Here is a 15,595-nt window from a genome sequence, read left to right as displayed (position 1 = left end):
CGCCGCCCTCCCTCACCCAGGCGCCATATAGCCCAGGCGGGCAAGACGCTGGCGCACATCCCGGTTGGCCAGGACGGCATTCAGGGCGCGGTTGAGCCGGGCGACGATGCGCGGCGCGGTACCCGTGGGCGCCATCAGGGCGTACCAGTCGTCCGCGCCCGCCTCGGAAAAGCCGATTTCCTCTATGGTGGGGACGTCGGGAATCTCGTCGATGCGCAGCTGGGAGGTCACCGCCACGGCGCAGACGCGGCGCGACTTGATGTGCGGCAGCGCCGCGGACAAGGGCGTGAAAAGGAAATCAACCAGGCCGGCAACGACGTCGTTCAACGCGGCCGCGGAGCTCTGGTAGGGAATATGTTGCATGCGCATGCCAGCCGAGGCCTGCAGGATTTCACAAAGCACGTGGTTGGTCGTTCCCACGCCGACCGACGCGCACACGTACCTGCCGGGGTTGAAGCGCGCCAGTTCCATGGCGTCCAGCATATCGTTGGCGGCGACGTGATTGCCCATGACCACGACGATGGGCATCGTCGCCACCATCGCGATCGGCTTGAGATCCCGCGCGAAGTCGTAGTCCATGTAGGGATACATCACCTTGTGCAAGCTGGCCGACCGGGTGCTCAGCAATACCGTATGGCCATCCGGCCTCGCGCGCGCAACCCGCGCCGCGCCGATATTGCCCGACGCCCCGGGCTGGTAGTCGATGGCAAGGCGCTGCCCGACCTCCGCCGCGATGTCCGGCAACAGCGCCCGGGCCAGAATATCGGCGCCGCTGCCGGGAGCCGCGCCCAGGACCAGCGTGATGGGGCGCGTGGGATAGTTGGCCTCGGCACCGCCCGTCCCCGGGTCGAGCAAGACCGTCATGGCCCTTCCGGCGGCCACCACACCCGAATCTCGTGTTTCGCAATTCATTTCATCATCCCTTTCCAGTTCCACGCGCGCTGCGCCAGCACGCACCGAAGCCAAAGCGCTTCGGCTGCCCTGCCGACCAGGACCCGCCGTTCGCTTCCCCGCGCCCCCGGACATGAACGCGCCGGCAGCGCCCACATGGGTAGATCGCGCGGGGCCGCGGGTTCCGCGCACGGGGCGGCTGACGAAAAAAAAGAGCCGAGGCAACATGCCCCGGCTCTTTTCCATGCTCGTCCGCAGCGACCCGGCGCTGCCCGGACGCGACGGCGGAAAGGGTCAGCTGAAGAATTCCTTCACCCGGTCCGTCCACGATTTGCTTTGCGGCGAGTGGCGGTCTCCGCCATCGTTCAGCGACGATTCGAACTGGCGCAGGATCGCCTTCTGCTCATCGCTCAAGCGCACCGGCGTCTCCACGACGACATGGCAATACAGGTCGCCCGGATAGCTGCCGCGCACCCCGCGTATGCCCTTGCCGCGCAGACGGAAGGTCTTGCCGGATTGCGTCCCCTCGGGTATCGAAATCTCGGCCTTCCCGCCCAGCGTGGGCACCTGCAACTCGCCGCCCAGCGCCGCCGTCGTGAAGGGGATGGTCAGTTCGCAGTGCAGGTCGTCGCCGTCGCGCTGGAAGATCTTGTGCTGCTTGATGTGGATTTCCACATACAGGTCGCCCGACGGTCCGCCATTCACGCCCGGCTCGCCGTTGCCGCTGGAGCGGATGCGCATGCCGTCGTCGATGCCCGCCGGGATCTTGACCTGCAGCGTCTTGTTGCGGCGAATGCGGCCCACGCCGTCGCAGGCCACGCAGGGGTCGGTGATTTCCTTGCCGGTGCCATGGCAGGTCGGGCAGGTCTGCTGCACGCTGAAGAAACCTTGCTGCATGCGCACCGCGCCCGAGCCACCGCACGTATGGCAGGTCTTGGGCGACGTGCCCGGCTTGGCGCCGGAGCCATGGCAGGTATCGCACTTTTCCCAGCTGGGCACGCGGATTTCGGTATCGAACCCACTGGCCGCCTGCTCCAGCGTGATTTCCAGCGAATACTTGAGATCGGCGCCGCGGTACACCTGCGGGCCGCCACGACGGCCGCCCGCGGCGCCGCCGAAAATCTCGCCGAAGATATCGCCAAAGGCGTCGGCGAAACCGCCGCCCATGCCTCCGCCCATGCCGCCGGCCGCATTGGGGTCCACGCCCGCATGGCCATAGCGGTCATAGGCGGCGCGCTTCTGGTCGTCGGTCAGGACCTCATACGCTTCCTTGACCTCCTTGAACTTTTCTTCCGCCTCTTTGTTGTCCGGGTTGCGGTCCGGATGGTACTTCATGGCCAGTTTGCGGTAGGCCTTCTTTATTTCATCGTCCGTGGCGTTCTTGGCGACGCCCAGAATCTCGTAATAGTCACGTTTTGCCATGATCTTCCAGAAGCTGGATTCGACGGGCGCCGCCCCGGTTGGCCCGGCTACCCGCCGGACGGCCCGCAAGCCCGCCGCTTATACGACCGCGCCCGACACCGGAATGATCCGGGGCCGGGCGTATTTACTCACTTACATCACGACCATCACTGGTCGCGCTTCACTTCCTTGAAGTCGGCATCGACGACATTGTCGTCCACCGGCTTGGCGTTGTCGGCCGCCTGCTGCGACTGGGCGGCCTGCTGCGCCTGCATGTCGGCGTACATCTTTTCGCCGAGCTTCTGCGACGCGGTGGCCAGGGCCTGCACCTTGGCCTCGATGGCCTCCTTGTCGCCGTCCTTCAGGATCGCTTCCAGGTCCTTGATGGCGGCTTCGATGCTTTCCTTCTCGGCAGCCTCGAGCTTGTCGCCATACTCCGTCAGCGACTTGCGGGTCTGGTGAACCAGCGAATCGCCTTCGTTGCGGACCTTGGCCAGTTCGGCAACGCGATGATCCTCGGCGGCATTCGCCTCGGCGTCCTTCACCATGCGCTGGATCTCTTCTTCCGACAGACCCGAGTTGGCCTTGATGGTGATCTTGTTTTCCTTGCCCGTGCCCTTGTCCTTGGCCGACACGTGCAGGATGCCGTTGGCGTCGATGTCGAAGGTCACCTCGATCTGCGGCGTGCCGCGCGGCGACGGCGGAATGCCTTCCAGGTTGAACTCGCCCAGCGCCTTGTTGCCGGCGGCGATTTCGCGCTCGCCCTGGAAGACCTTGATCGTCACGGCCGGCTGGTTGTCGTCCGCGGTGGAGAAGGTCTGCGAGAACTTCGTCGGAATCGTCGTGTTCTTCGTGATCATCTTGGTCATCACGCCACCCAGGGTTTCGATACCCAGGGACAGCGGCGTCACGTCCAGCAGCAGCACGTCCTTGCGGTCGCCCGACAAGACCGAGCCCTGGATCGCGGCGCCGGCGGCCACGGCCTCATCCGGGTTGACGTCCTTGCGCGGATCGCGGCCGAAGAACTCCTTGACCTTTTCCTGCACCTTGGGCATGCGGGTCATGCCGCCGACCAGGATCACGTCGTCGATATCCGACACCTTCACGCCGGCGTCCTTGATGGCCACGCGGCAGGGCTCGATGGTGCGCTCGATCAGCTCTTCCACCAGGGCTTCCAGCTTGGCGCGGGTCAGCTTCAGGTTCAAGTGCTTGGGACCGGACGCATCGGCCGTGATGTACGGCAGGTTGACTTCGGTCTGCTGGGCCGACGACAGCTCGATTTTGGCCTTTTCCGCCGCTTCCTTCAGGCGTTGCAGGGCCAGCACGTCCTTGGACAGGTCAACGCCCTGTTCCTTCTTGAACTCGCCGATGATGTAGTCGATGATGCGCTGGTCGAAGTCCTCGCCGCCCAGGAACGTGTCGCCGTTGGTGGACAGCACTTCGAACTGCTTCTCGCCGTCAACGTCGGCGATTTCGATGATCGAGACGTCGAACGTGCCGCCGCCCAGGTCATACACGGCGATCTTGCGGTCACCCTTCTCCGTCTTGTCCAGGCCGAAGGCCAGGGCCGCGGCGGTGGGCTCGTTGATGATGCGCTTGACGTTCAGGCCCGCGATACGACCGGCGTCCTTGGTGGCCTGGCGCTGGCTGTCGTTGAAGTAGGCCGGCACCGTGATCACGGCTTCCGTCACTTCCTCGCCCAGGAAATCCTCGGCGGTCTTTTTCATCTTGCGCAGCACTTCGGCCGACACCTGCGGCGGCGCGATCTTCTTGCCTTGCGCTTCGACCCACGCATCGCCGTTGTCAGCCTTGCTGATCTTGTACGGCATCAGGTGGATGTCTTTCTGCACGGCCTGTTCATCGAACTTGCGGCCGATGAGGCGCTTGACGGCGTACAGGGTGTTCTTCGGGTTGGTGACGGCCTGGCGCTTGGCCGGCGCGCCCACCAGGATCTCGCCATCTTCCATGTAGGCGATGATCGAGGGGGTGGTGCGGGCGCCTTCCGCGTTTTCGATGATACGGACCGAGGCGCCGTCCATCACAGCCACGCAGCTGTTGGTGGTGCCAAGGTCGATGCCGATGATCTTGCTCATGATGGATTACCTTGAAGGATTGTTCTGAAAAATGGAAAGGAAAATTCGTTCCTGGACTAAGTGGTGCCTACCGCTGACTTTTCAAGCATTTATTGCGTCGATGCCGGGGCTGGGGGCGCCGCCGGCCCGGACCGCAACCGCCGCACCGCCTCCGTGAACTGGGGCAGGCCGGGCCAGCCGGAAATCCGCCCCAGGCGCTTGCCGTGGCGAAACATCATGAAAGCCGGCACGCCGTGCAGCGAGAATCGCTGGCCCAGCGCCACGTCGTCGTACACATTGCATTCGAACCAGGTCAGGCCCAGGTCCAGCAGCGCATCCTTGTGCAACATGGCCGTCTGCTTGAACACATTGCAGTTGTAGCAGTCCTTGCCCCACAGGAAGACGCAGCGCAGGTCGTCGCCGGGCGCCTGCACGACTTCGCGGTCGAAACCGGCGGAGTCAACGGCGCGCATGCCGAAGACCGCGAACATCCGCGCTGGGTCGAAGGCCAGGGGGCTGGACATGGACGGGCCTGCTCAGCCTTGGCCGGCCGAAACCATGACCAGCGCCGGACGCAGCACGCGGTCGGCGATCAGATAGCCCTTCTGCAGGGTCTGCACCACCGTGTTGGCGGGCTGGTCGGACGGGACGGAAGAGATGGCCTGGTGCTGGTGCGGATCGAATTTTTCACCAGCAGCCGGGGCGATTTCCATCAGGCGGTTGCGCTCGAAGGCGCTGCTAAGCTGCTTGAGGGTGCTTTCCACGCCCTCGCGCAGGGCGTCCAGGGTCTGTTCCTGCTGGGCCAGCGCGGCTTCCAGGCTGTCCTTGACCGGCACCAGGCTCTCGGCGAACGACTCGATGCCGAACTTGTGGGCCTTCGAGACGTCTTCCTGGGCACGGCGGCGGACGTTTTCGGCCTCGGCACGGGTGCGCAGCAATTGATCAAGGTGTTCGTTGGCCTTGGCCTGCGCCTCCGCCAGTTGGGCTTGCAGCGCCAGCAGGGGGTCGGTGGCGGCGGCGTCGCCGGACGCGGGGGCCTGGGTGGCGGGGTCGATCTCGGGCCCTTTATCGGCAGGCTCGTTCTGTGCCGTCATAAGACAGTTCCTCCGGAAACAAATGTCGTTCGCGAACCAGTATGGGGGTCAAAGCCCGCGTTTCAAGCGGGGACATGGGGGAAAATGCGAAAAAAAAGAACGATCCGGGGTTTTGCTCGGGCAGGCGGAATAAACGGCTGATTTTCTTGGATTTTTTCTCCCCACGGATGTGGAGAGGGACGCAGGCCGCCCTGGGCGGGCGGCCGGACACGGTGACGGAGCGCCGAGGTGGCGGCCGGAGCGGCCGGAGCGGCCGGAGCGGCCGGGGCGGCGTGGGGGGCTGGGGCCGCCGGGGACAGCCGGGGCGTCAGGGGCGGCGGCGGGGCTCCGGGTCGACGGCGATGGGATCGCTGGCCGGGAAGGTTTCCTTCAGGGCCTCGTCCAGGTCCTGTTCCACGGTCTGCTCGCGAGCGGGTTTTCCCGTGGAGGGTTTGCCCGCCGGCGGCGTGGCGGGCTTGCGGGGTTCGTGGGGCTGCGCAGGCTTGCTCATGATCGGCTCCAGGTACGGGTGTAGGAGGTGGAACGAACCATGGTAACGCCGAGCGGCCGCTCCGCGGCCAACTTCGTGCCCGGGCCGGCGCCTACTTCAAGGCCGGCCACCCTTGCAGGTTCCGCTGCACCAGGTCGCCCAACGCGTCTATCCATACGGCATCGTCGTTCACGGCGGGAATGTAACGGTAACGCTCGCCCCCTTCGTGAAGGAAGGCCTCACGGCATTCCTGGCCGATTTCCTCCAGCGTCTCCAGGCAATCCGCCAGGAAGCCCGGGCAGACGACATCGACCTCCTTCACGCCCTGGCGCGCCAATTCCCGCAAGGTCGGCTCGGTATACGGTTCCAGCCACCGCGCCGCCCCGAAACGGCTCTGGAACGTCACCTCGACCTGCTCCGGCATCAGGCCCAGCCGCTCGCGCAGCAGCCGCCCGGTGCGCAGGCAATCCTGGTAGTAGGGGTCGCCCAGTTCGATCGAGTAGCGCGGCAGGCCATGGAAGCTCATCACCAGTTTTTGCGGCCGGCCATGGTCACGCCAATAGGATTCGATACGCGCCACCAGGGCTTCCAGGTAGCCGGCATCGTCGTGGAAACGCTTGATGAACCGCAGCTCCGGCTGGTTGCGCAGCCGCGCGGCATGGCGCGTCACGGCGTCCACCACCGTGGCCGTGGTGCTGGCGGCATATTGGGGATACAGGGGCACCACGAGGATGCGCTCGCATCCGGCTGCCCGCAGCCGGTCGATGGCCGCCGGGATAGCCGGATTGCCATACCGCATGCCCAGCTCGACGTCGACCTGCAGGCCGCGCCGCGCCAGGAGAGCCGCCAGCCCTTCGGCCTGGCGCCGGCTGTAGACCAGCAGCGGGGATCCGCCGTCCATCCAGATGCCGCGATAGCGCGGCACCAGTTTCTTCGGCCGGGCACGCAGCACCATCCCATGCAGGATGGGCATCCAGAGGTAGCGGGGGATCTCGATCACCCGCGGATCCGACAGGAATTCGGCCAGATAGCGCCGGATGGCCGGCGCCGTGGGTTCGTCGGGGGTGCCCAGGTTGACCAGCAGCACCCCTGTTTTTCCGGGACCGACCGGCGCCTGTTCGGCGAAGGGATCCTTTTGCTCGGCTTCCGGCAGGAAACGTTCCGGCCAGATGTATTTGAACGCGCGCAAGAACACTATCACCTCGTTGTGGGCGCGGCGCCGGCACCCCGCGCGCCGGCGTTGACGCGGTGTTATTGGTTATGGCTCAAGGCGTTGGACAGCAGTCGGGCCGTAATGTCGACGATGGGGATGACGCGCTCGTAGGCCATGCGCGTAGGGCCGATGACCCCCAGCGTGCCCACCACCTTGCCATCGACGCCATAGGGCGCGGTGATGACCGAGACCTCCTCGACAGGCATCAACTGCGAGTCGCCGCCTATATATATCTGCACGCCCTGCGCGCGGCTGGACACGTCGAGCAATTGCAGCAGGTCGGTCTTCTTCTCGAACAGCGAGAACATCTTGCGCAGGCGGTCCATGTCGGAGGCGATGTCCGTCACCTCCAGCAACTTGCGTTCGCCCGAGATCACGACGGCATCGCCCTCTTCCACCGCCTCGGCGCCGGCCTCGGCCGCCGCCTGCATCAGGCGCGAAATATCCTCGCGCAATTGCGCCAGCTCCGTCGCCAGCGTGCGGCGCACGGCGTCGAAGGACTTGCCGGCGAAGTGCATATTGAAGAAATTGGCTGCCTCGACCAGTTCGTGCTCCGCATAGTCGCGCTGCACGAAGAGGATGCGGTTCTGCACGTCGCCGTCGGGCGTGACGATGATCAGCAGCACGCGCTTGTCCGACAGGCGGATGAATTCGATCTGGCGGAACACCTGGGTTCGCTTGGGGGTCAGGACCACGCCGGCGAACTGCGTCAGGTTCGACAACAGGGCCGCGGCCGCGTTGACCGCCCGCGTGGGCTCCGCCGCCGTCAGCATTTCGCCCATGTGGGCAGGTTCCAGCTCGTAGCCGCGCACCGCCAGCAGCGAATCGACGAACAGGCGGTAGCCGCGCGGCGTCGGCACGCGGCCCGATGAGGTGTGGGGGCTGTGGATAAGGCCGCTCTCCTCCAGGTCCGCCATGACGTTGCGTATGGTGGCCGGAGACAGGTCGAATACCTTGGACAGCGTCCGCGAGCCGACGGGTTGTCCATCAGCGATATAGCGTTCAATCAACGCCTTCAGTAGTGCGCGTGCCCGGTCGTCCATGGCGCTATTCTAAGGAATCTTTTTGCAACGGTGCCAATTTTGTCCAGCAAACGGAAATATGGCCCCATATAATCGACGCAAAATCGCTTTGAATCCAGACCCACTTCGGCGCCAGACCATGCATTTTCCCACCGTCGCCCTCATAGGCAGGCACCAGGACACAGGACTGGACGCGCCCTTGCGCGCGCTCGCCCACATGCTGACGCAGGCGGGGCGCGCGGTGCTGATAGAAGCCGACACCGCCCGCAATACCGGCCTGGGAGAATATCCGATCGCCACGCTGGACGAGATCGGCAAGCAGGCGGCGCTGGCCATCGTGATGGGCGGCGACGGCACCATGCTGGGCGCCGCGCGTTACCTGGCGCCGTTCGGCGTGCCGCTGGTCGGCGTCAACCATGGCCGCCTGGGTTTCATCACCGACGTTCCGCTACAGGATGCGCAGAACGCGCTGGCGCGCGTGCTGGAAGGCAACTTCGTCGCCGAGGACCGCATGCTGCTGCAGGGCAGCATCTGGCGGGGCGACAAGGAAATGTATTCGGCGTCGGCGCTGAACGACGTGGTGCTCAACCGCGCCGGCCGCGGCGGCATGATAGAAGTGCGCGTCGAACTCGACGGCGTCTTCATGTACACGCTGCGCGCCGACGGCCTGATCGTCGCCACGCCGACCGGGTCGACCGCCTATGCCCTGTCGGCCAACGGTCCCATCCTGCATCCGGGAATCGCCGCCATGCTGCTGGTCCCGGTGGCGCCGCAAACGCTGTCGAACCGCCCTATCGCCCTGCCGGTCACCAGCGAGTTGAGCATGACCGTGACGGCCATGGGACGGGTCGAGAGCGGCGCATCCTGCCATTTCGACATGCAGACCTGGTCCGACCTCCAGCCCGGCGACCGCATCGTCGTCCGCCGCGCGCCGCATACCATCCGCTTCCTGCACCCCGAAGGCTACAGCTTCTTCACCACGCTGCGCCGCAAGCTGCACTGGAACCTGATGCCCCAAGGCACCGAGACGCCCGAATAACCCGCCTCCGAACATGCTGCGCACCCTGCATATCCGGGATTTTGTCATCGTCGACCAGGCCGATATCCATTTCGGCCCGGGATTCACTGTCTTCTCCGGCGAAACCGGCGCCGGTAAATCGATACTGATCGACGCGCTCGCGTTGACGCTGGGCGGCCGCGCCGATGCCGGCGTGCTGCGCGAAGGCGCGGCGCGGGCGGATGTCAGCGCGGTCTTCGACACCCCGGATCACCTGCGCGCCTGGCTGGCCGACCGCGAGATCGAAGCCGAGGACGAACTGGTCCTGCGCCGGGTGGTCGATCCGCAGGGCCGCAGCCGCGGCTTCATCAACGGCGTGCCCGCCACGGTGGCGCAACTGCGCGAGCTGGGCGACAGCCTGGTCGACATCCACGGCCAGCACGCGCACCAAAGCCTGATGCGCGCCGATGCGCAGCGCGACCTGCTGGATACCCACGGCGGCCACGGCGAACTGCGCGGCACGGTGGCGCAGGCGTGGAAAACCTGGCGCGAGCGCGTCAAGCAGCTGGAAGCAGCCGAGCGCGACAGCGCGTCGCGCGAGGCCGAGCGCGAACGCCTGGCCTGGCAGGCCGGCGAACTGGAGCGCCTGGCCCCGCAACCCGGCGAATGGGAAGCCCTGCAGACCGAACATAGCCGGCTGTCGCATGCCCAGTCGCTGCTGGATGGCGCCGCCCAGGCCATCGAGGCGCTGGACGGCGAAGAGGATTCGGCGAGCAACCGGGTCAACGCGGCCCTGCACCTGCTGCAGCAGCAGTTGCGCCACGATCCGGCGCTGCGTGGGGTCTGCGAGGAGCTGGAATCGGCCAGCATCGCCATCACCGAAGCCGTGTCCGACCTGAACAACTACGTGAGCAAGGTCGAACTCGATCCGGCGCGCCTGGCGCAGGCCGAGCAGCGCCTGAGCGACGTGTTCGAAACCGCGCGCAAATTCAAGGCGGAGCCGGAAACCCTGCCGCAGCTGAGCGCCAACCTGCGCCAGCAGCTGGACGCCTTGCAGGCGGCCGGCGATGTCGACGCGCTGCGCAAGCAGACCGAGGCGGCGCAGGCAGACTACGCCAAGGCCGCCGCCAAGCTGACGGCGGCGCGCCGCAAGACCGCCAAGGACCTGGGAAAGCTGGTGACGCAGGCCATGCAGACCCTGGCGATGCAAGGCGGCCGCTTCGAGGTGGACGTGGGCGCCGGCGCGCCGTCCGCGCAAGGCGACGACATCGTCGAATTCCAGGTGGCGGGCCACGCCGGCGTGACGCCGCGCCCGCTCGCCAAGGTGGCCTCGGGCGGGGAATTGTCGCGGATTTCGCTGGCGCTCTCCGTCATCGCCAGCAGCGCGGCGCGGGTGCCGACCCTGATTTTCGACGAAGTCGACAGTGGCGTGGGCGGCGCGGTCGCCGAGGTGGTCGGCCGCCTGCTGGGCGAACTGGGCCAGCGCCACCAGGTCCTGTGCGTGACCCACCTGCCCCAGGTGGCGGCGCGCGGCGGCGCCCATTACCGGGTCAGCAAGGCCGAAAGCAAGGGCACGACGCAGTCGCGCATCACTGAGCTGGCGGCCTCGGACCGCGTGGAGGAAATCGCCCGCATGCTGGGCGGCATCCGGATTACGGACACCACGCGCAAGCATGCCAGGGAAATGCTGGCGAACTGAGCCAGTCGGCGAGCCCGTTTGTACTTGTGGCCGGGGATATCAGCGCTTGCCGCTGCAATCCCCGCACACGCCGTAGAGCACCATGGCGTGCGATTCCAGCGTGAAATTGTTGTCCTTGGCCACCTTGTGCTGGCGCTTTTCGATGTCCGTATCGGAAAATTCCACCACTTTTCCGCAGTTGGTGCAGATAAGGTGGTCGTGGTGATCGCCGTCGTTCAGCTCGAAAACCGCCTTGCCGCTGTCGAACTGGCTGCGCGCCAGGATGCCGGCCTGTTCGAATTGGGTCAGCACCCGATAGACGGTGGCCAGGCCGATTTCCACATTCTCGTTGATGAGCGCGCGGTAGACGTCTTCCGCGCTAAGATGGCGCTGCTCCGCCTTGCGGAAAATGTCCAGGATCTTCAGGCGCGGGAACGTCGCCTTCAAACCCATGGTCTTCAATTCGCTTTGATCGGTCATGGTGTGTTAATTTCCGCTGCGCCGACGCCGGAGGGGATGTTGCCGCCCCGCCGAGGGGGGGATAACCGACCTGCCGTCGATGAACACGACGCGCAGCCTGTCCGCCGCCAGCACTGGATTTGATTTAAACCTTTATGATACCGGTTTTGCCAGTATCCATTACGGGGGCCCGTTAGTGTCCACCATCGTCCGCATTTCTTCGCGCCGCCTGCAGGCGGGTTTCGCCGCCGCAACCCTCGTTTTTGCGCTGGCCGGCTGCGCCTCCGGAAAATGGGGGTTTCCCTATAAGGCTCCGGTACAACAGGGTAACTGGGTCACCAGCGAGCAGGTTGCTTTGCTGCAGCCCGGCATGACCCGCGAGCAGGTCCGCTTCGCGCTGGGCAGCCCGACCCTCACCAGCGTGCTGCACGCCGACCGCTGGGATTTCCCCTATTACTACAAACCCGGCTACGGCAAGTCGCAAGAGCGCAAGTTCACGGTCTGGTTCCAGGATGACAAGCTGGTGCGCTGGGCGGGCGACGAACAGCCCGACTTGCAGCCCTTCCAGTTGGCCAACCAGGACGTCAAGCGCGCCGATGCGGAAAACCGCCAGACGCTGCAGGATGCCCAGCGCGCCAAGGAAGACGACAAGTCCCATGGCAACGTGACGATCACGCCGCCTTCCACCGACGCGGCCACGCCTGGCGCCATCCCGGGCTCGAACTCGCCGCAGCCGCTGTAAAACCGCCGATTCAAACCGCCGATTCGAAGGACTTCATTATGCGCATCGCAATCGCCGGCGCGGGCGGCCGCATGGGCCGCATGCTGGTCGAAGCCGTGCTGAACACCCCGGGCATGGTGCTGGCCGTGGCGCTGGGGCGCCCGGGTAGCGCCGACCTTGGCGCGGACGCCGGGGCCTTCCTGGGCCGCGATACAGGCGTGCGGGTCACGGACGACCTGGACGCCCTTGCCCAGGCCGATTGCCTGATCGATTTCACCCGCCCGGAAGGCACGCTGGTCCATCTGGAAGCCTGCGTGCGGCACAAGGTGAAAATGGTGATCGGCACCACGGGATTCGACGACGCCGGCCGCGCCGCCATCCAGCGCGCCAGCCAGGACATCGCCATCGTGTTCGCGCCGAACATGAGCATAGGCGTCAATGCCACGCTGAAGGTGCTCGATCTCGCGGCGCGCATACTCAATTCCGGCTATGACGTCGAGATCTTCGAGGCGCATCACCGCAACAAGGTGGACGCGCCGTCCGGCACCGCGTTGAAAATGGGCGAGACCGTGGCCCAGGCCTGGGGTGTCGACCTGCCCGACGTAGCCACCTGGACTCGCCATGGCGAAACGGGCGTGCGCGAGCCGGGCACCATCGGTTTCTCGGTGGTGCGCGGTGGCGATATCGTCGGCGACCATACGGTGTATTTCTGCGGCCCCGGCGAGCGGGTGGAAATCACGCACCGCAGCAGCAGCCGGGCGACCTATGCCCAAGGCAGCGTGCGTGCGGCGGCCTTCCTGGCGGACAAGGCCAGCGGGCTGTACGACATGCCCGCGGTGCTGGGGCTGTAGTTCACAGCCCCAGTTCGGAACCGTAGTTCACAGTCCTGGCTCGAAGCGCCGACTCGGCGCCTCGGTGCGGGGCTGGCGCCCTCCCCTCCTCACACCACGACCGGCTCCGCCTCCAAGGCCACGCCGAAACGCGCTTGCACGTCGGCCTGGATGGCGCCGGCCAGCGCCAGGATGTCGGCGGCCTGGGCGCCGCCGCGATTGACCAGTACCAGCGCCTGCCGTTCGTGCACGCCCGCCGGTCCCAGGCTTTTCCCCTTCCAGCCGCATTGGTCGATCAGCCAGCCGGCGGCGAGCTTGTAGCGGCCGTCCGGCTGGGGGTACGACACCAGGCCGGAATGGCGCGCGGCCAGGGCGTCGCGTTGCGCCGCATCCACGATGGGATTCTTGAAGAAGCTGCCGGCGTTGCCGATGCGGGCGGGGTCGGGCAGCTTGGCGCGGCGGATGTCGCAGACGGCGGCGGCAATGGCACTGGCCGTTACGCCCGCCTGGGCGGTCGTTGGGACACCCGAGGGCGTATCGGCACTGGCACTGGCACCGGCGGCCGCGGCCGCATCGGCGGCGATAGCCGCGGCCAAGCCGGCGTGACGCTGCAGGTCGGGATAGTCCAGCACCGGCCGCCACGGACGCGGCAGTGCGAAGCGCACGGCCACGATCACCCAGCGGCCGGCGGCCTCGTGCTTGAAACGGCTGTCGCGATAGGCGAAACGGCAGTCCGCCTTATCCATGCGCACCCACTCCCGCGTCGCCATGTCCCAGGCCGTCAGCCCTTCGAAGCGGCTGTCCAGTTCGACCCCATAGGCGCCGATGTTCTGCACCGGCGCGGCGCCCACCGTGCCCGGGATCAGGGACAGGTTTTCCAGGCCGTCCCACCCTTGGGCCAGGCAATATTGGACGAAATCGTGCCAGACCTCGCCGCCGGCGGCCTCGACGATCCAGGCGTCGGCACGCTGCTCGACCAGGCGCACGCCTCGCAAGGCCATATGGGCCACCAGCCCGTCCACTTCCGCCGGCAGGACCATATTGCTGCCGCCCCCCAGCACCAGCAGCCGCCCATGACGCCCGGCCAGGTCGGACAAGGCCGGCAATTGCGCGAGGTCGTCGATCCGCACGTAGTTTTCCGCGCGCGACCGCAGGCCGAAGGTGTTGAACGGCGTGAGATCGGCGGCTTGCGGCGCCCACGAGGAAAGGGGCTGGCCCTCGCCGGCGCCGGGATGGCGCGCGGGCGCGGACGTGCTGTTGCGGGAGGGAGACTGGGCGGTGCCGGACGAGGCCGGGGTATTTGACATGTACGGGGTCACCTGTGCTATAGTTTCTTTCTTCGCTGATTTTACGCGATGCGCGGGAATAGCTCAGTTGGTAGAGCGCAACCTTGCCAAGGTTGAGGTCGCGAGTTCGAGACTCGTTTCCCGCTCCAGATTTTGATCTACAGACCCTCACTAGCGTCTGTAGATTCATTGAAAAAGGAGCTTCGGCTCCTTTTTTCATTTCCGCGAATGGCAGGAATATCCTCCCACACTAGCGATCTTCCGCTCGCCAGGCCAGGCGCAAGGCAACCCCCCACGCCAGTGCAACGGCGATGCCCCCCGCCAGATAGACCGAGGCGATACCCCGCGCGCTGGCCAATGCGCCAGCCAATGGGCTGGTGATGCCCAGCGCGATATCCAGGAATGCCACATAAGCGCCCATCGCAAGGCTGCGGGTCTGTGGCGGTGCGCGTCGCACGGCCTCCACGCCAAAGCCGGGAAACGCGAGTGAGTAGCCGAATCCGGTCAGCGCCGCCCCCAGATAGGCAATGGACGCGGTGTCGCTTCCCCATATGAAGAACTGCCCGACCGCCTCGATGGCGACGCTCGCCAGCGCCACCTTCGCGCCTCCCAGTTTGTCCGGCAGATGGCCAAAGAGAATGCGAGCACCGATGAAGGCTGCTCCGAAAGCGGTGAATGCCAGCGACGAGTCCCCCCACTGCCTGGCTGCGTACAGCAGGGCGATGAAGCCCGTGATCAGCCCAAAGCCGACACTGGACAGCGCCAGCCCTATTCCAGGCCAGAGCACCGCGCCCAGCACTTTGTAGAAGGGTGTGCGACGAGCGGCCGACGGGGCGACGGCGCGCACGCCGGACACCAGGGACGCAGCCACGAGAGCCATGACCGTCACGCAAACGGCCACGCCAAGAAACCCCCATCGGTCATTCACCGCGACGCCGAGGGGAGCGCCCAGAGCATAGGCTCCATAGATGGCAATGCCTATCCAGGCCATGACCTTGCCGGCGTTCCGCGCCCCTACCAGCCCGAGAGACCAGCCCAGCGCCCCGGTGGCAATGAGACTCTCGCCCAGCGCCAACAGGATGCGACCCAGCACCACGAACCACACCGACGTAGCGGCCGTCGCGACGAAGGCCATGGAGGCCAGGTAGGCCACTCCGGAAGCGGCGGCGAACAGGCAGCCGATGATGACCGCGCGCTTGGGGCCGCGCAGGTCCGCAAGATTGCCGGCCCATGGGCGGGACAGCAGCGCAACGGCGAACTGCAAGCCGACGATCACGCCGATCACCAGCGTGCCGACACCGAGCGTTTCATGCAGGTGCAGCGGCAGGACCGGCATCTGCACGCCGATGGTGAGGAATCCGACGAAAACCGCCAGCGTGATAGGCAGCAAGGTCATGAAGACCTGGGCACCGCCGGGTAGCGGCGCGGCCGGCGTTGAGGAAGTATGTACTTGAGACATGGG

General features: G+C 66.1%; 15 protein-coding genes and 1 tRNA gene. 5 read left to right on the top strand and 11 right to left on the bottom strand.

What is annotated here, in order from left to right; translation table 11 throughout:
* Positions 1 to 12: 12 nt before the first annotated feature.
* The 8 genes from C7R54_RS19955 to hrcA form a co-directional block, all read right to left on the bottom strand.
* Positions 13 to 864 (bottom strand): Bug family tripartite tricarboxylate transporter substrate binding protein, encoded by an 852-nt coding sequence (locus tag C7R54_RS19955; RefSeq protein ID WP_158021249.1) that lies wholly within the window; start codon positions 862 to 864, stop codon positions 13 to 15.
* A 321-nt stretch (positions 865 to 1,185) separates the two neighbouring features.
* On the bottom strand, positions 1,186 to 2,313 hold the full coding sequence (dnaJ, locus tag C7R54_RS19950) for a molecular chaperone DnaJ (RefSeq protein WP_129152186.1): 1,128 nt from the start codon (positions 2,311 to 2,313) through the stop codon (positions 1,186 to 1,188).
* Positions 2,314 to 2,459: 146 nt separating this feature from the next.
* Positions 2,460 to 4,385 (bottom strand): molecular chaperone DnaK, encoded by a 1,926-nt coding sequence (gene dnaK / locus C7R54_RS19945; protein WP_129152185.1) that lies wholly within the window; start codon positions 4,383 to 4,385, stop codon positions 2,460 to 2,462.
* Positions 4,386 to 4,474: 89 nt separating this feature from the next.
* Positions 4,475 to 4,888: a thioredoxin family protein gene (locus C7R54_RS19940; protein ID WP_129152184.1), complete on the bottom strand. Its 414-nt coding sequence runs from the start codon at positions 4,886 to 4,888 to the stop codon at positions 4,475 to 4,477.
* Positions 4,889 to 4,900: 12 nt separating this feature from the next.
* Positions 4,901 to 5,458, bottom strand: coding sequence for a nucleotide exchange factor GrpE (gene grpE / locus C7R54_RS19935; protein ID WP_129152183.1), 558 nt, complete (start codon positions 5,456 to 5,458; stop codon positions 4,901 to 4,903).
* A 307-nt stretch (positions 5,459 to 5,765) separates the two neighbouring features.
* Positions 5,766 to 5,948: a hypothetical protein gene (locus C7R54_RS19930; protein WP_129152182.1), complete on the bottom strand. Its 183-nt coding sequence runs from the start codon at positions 5,946 to 5,948 to the stop codon at positions 5,766 to 5,768.
* 91 nt (positions 5,949 to 6,039) lie between these two features.
* Positions 6,040 to 7,122 carry a ferrochelatase gene (gene hemH, locus C7R54_RS19925; RefSeq protein WP_129152181.1) on the bottom strand — a complete coding sequence of 361 codons (1,083 nt, stop codon included), beginning with the start codon at positions 7,120 to 7,122 and terminating at the stop codon, positions 6,040 to 6,042.
* A gap of 56 nt (positions 7,123 to 7,178) precedes the next feature.
* Complete coding sequence (gene hrcA / locus C7R54_RS19920) at positions 7,179 to 8,183, bottom strand: heat-inducible transcriptional repressor HrcA (RefSeq protein WP_129152180.1); 1,005 nt, start codon at positions 8,181 to 8,183, stop codon at positions 7,179 to 7,181.
* Between the two features lie 118 nt (positions 8,184 to 8,301).
* Between hrcA and C7R54_RS19915 the strand changes: the two genes are divergently transcribed.
* Both C7R54_RS19915 and recN read left to right on the top strand, forming a co-directional pair.
* Positions 8,302 to 9,201, top strand: a complete 900-nt coding sequence (locus tag C7R54_RS19915) for an NAD kinase (protein WP_129152179.1) — start codon at positions 8,302 to 8,304, stop codon at positions 9,199 to 9,201.
* A gap of 13 nt (positions 9,202 to 9,214) precedes the next feature.
* Positions 9,215 to 10,858, top strand: a complete 1,644-nt coding sequence (gene recN / locus C7R54_RS19910) for a DNA repair protein RecN (protein WP_129152178.1) — start codon at positions 9,215 to 9,217, stop codon at positions 10,856 to 10,858.
* A 39-nt stretch (positions 10,859 to 10,897) separates the two neighbouring features.
* On the opposite strand, the gene fur is transcribed toward recN, so the two are convergent.
* Positions 10,898 to 11,317 carry a ferric iron uptake transcriptional regulator gene (fur, locus tag C7R54_RS19905; protein WP_129152177.1) on the bottom strand — a complete coding sequence of 140 codons (420 nt, stop codon included), beginning with the start codon at positions 11,315 to 11,317 and terminating at the stop codon, positions 10,898 to 10,900.
* 79 nt (positions 11,318 to 11,396) lie between these two features.
* On the opposite strand from fur, the gene C7R54_RS19900 reads away from it, so the two are divergent.
* The gene (locus tag C7R54_RS19900) at positions 11,397 to 12,038 is read left to right on the top strand and encodes an outer membrane protein assembly factor BamE (protein WP_129152176.1); all 642 of its coding nucleotides are present in this window, start codon (positions 11,397 to 11,399) and stop codon (positions 12,036 to 12,038) included.
* 38 nt (positions 12,039 to 12,076) lie between these two features.
* Entirely contained in the window at positions 12,077 to 12,868 is a 792-nt protein-coding gene (gene dapB, locus C7R54_RS19895; protein ID WP_129152175.1) for a 4-hydroxy-tetrahydrodipicolinate reductase, read from the top strand.
* A gap of 89 nt (positions 12,869 to 12,957) precedes the next feature.
* On the opposite strand, the gene murB is transcribed toward dapB, so the two are convergent.
* Entirely contained in the window at positions 12,958 to 14,154 is a 1,197-nt protein-coding gene (murB, locus tag C7R54_RS19890; RefSeq protein ID WP_129152174.1) for a UDP-N-acetylmuramate dehydrogenase, read from the bottom strand.
* A 52-nt stretch (positions 14,155 to 14,206) separates the two neighbouring features.
* On the opposite strand from murB, the gene C7R54_RS19885 reads away from it, so the two are divergent.
* Positions 14,207 to 14,282 (top strand) — tRNA-Gly (locus C7R54_RS19885).
* A gap of 101 nt (positions 14,283 to 14,383) precedes the next feature.
* Here the strand turns inward: C7R54_RS19885 and C7R54_RS19880 are convergent.
* Entirely contained in the window at positions 14,384 to 15,592 is a 1,209-nt protein-coding gene (locus C7R54_RS19880) for an arabinose transporter (RefSeq protein ID WP_129152173.1), read from the bottom strand.
* Positions 15,593 to 15,595 lie beyond the last annotated feature (3 nt).

The sequence above is a fragment of the Achromobacter aloeverae genome, assembly GCF_004121055.1.
Lineage (GTDB): Bacteria > Pseudomonadota > Gammaproteobacteria > Burkholderiales > Burkholderiaceae_B > Bordetella_C > Bordetella_C aloeverae.
Note: the sequence above shows the minus strand (reverse complement) of the source record. Positions and strands in the feature narration are given on the sequence as shown.

Excerpts from the sequence above, each read along its gene's own strand:
- C7R54_RS19955 (WP_158021249.1), bottom strand. The coding sequence starts at position 864 with ATGACGGTCTTGCTCGACCCGGGGACGGGCGGTGCCGAGGCCAACTAT.
- murB (WP_129152174.1), bottom strand. The coding sequence starts at position 14,154 with ATGTCAAATACCCCGGCCTCGTCCGGCACCGCCCAGTCTCCCTCCCGC.
- dnaK (WP_129152185.1), bottom strand. The coding sequence starts at position 4,385 with ATGAGCAAGATCATCGGCATCGACCTTGGCACCACCAACAGCTGCGTG.
- C7R54_RS19940 (WP_129152184.1), bottom strand. The coding sequence starts at position 4,888 with ATGTCCAGCCCCCTGGCCTTCGACCCAGCGCGGATGTTCGCGGTCTTC.
- fur (WP_129152177.1), bottom strand. The coding sequence starts at position 11,317 with ATGACCGATCAAAGCGAATTGAAGACCATGGGTTTGAAGGCGACGTTC.
- dapB (WP_129152175.1), top strand. The coding sequence starts at position 12,077 with ATGCGCATCGCAATCGCCGGCGCGGGCGGCCGCATGGGCCGCATGCTG.
- recN (WP_129152178.1), top strand. The coding sequence starts at position 9,215 with ATGCTGCGCACCCTGCATATCCGGGATTTTGTCATCGTCGACCAGGCC.
- grpE (WP_129152183.1), bottom strand. The coding sequence starts at position 5,458 with ATGACGGCACAGAACGAGCCTGCCGATAAAGGGCCCGAGATCGACCCC.
- dnaJ (WP_129152186.1), bottom strand. The coding sequence starts at position 2,313 with ATGGCAAAACGTGACTATTACGAGATTCTGGGCGTCGCCAAGAACGCC.
- hrcA (WP_129152180.1), bottom strand. The coding sequence starts at position 8,183 with ATGGACGACCGGGCACGCGCACTACTGAAGGCGTTGATTGAACGCTAT.
- C7R54_RS19930 (WP_129152182.1), bottom strand. The coding sequence starts at position 5,948 with ATGAGCAAGCCTGCGCAGCCCCACGAACCCCGCAAGCCCGCCACGCCG.
- C7R54_RS19880 (WP_129152173.1), bottom strand. The coding sequence starts at position 15,592 with ATGTCTCAAGTACATACTTCCTCAACGCCGGCCGCGCCGCTACCCGGC.
- C7R54_RS19915 (WP_129152179.1), top strand. The coding sequence starts at position 8,302 with ATGCATTTTCCCACCGTCGCCCTCATAGGCAGGCACCAGGACACAGGA.
- C7R54_RS19900 (WP_129152176.1), top strand. The coding sequence starts at position 11,397 with ATGAACACGACGCGCAGCCTGTCCGCCGCCAGCACTGGATTTGATTTA.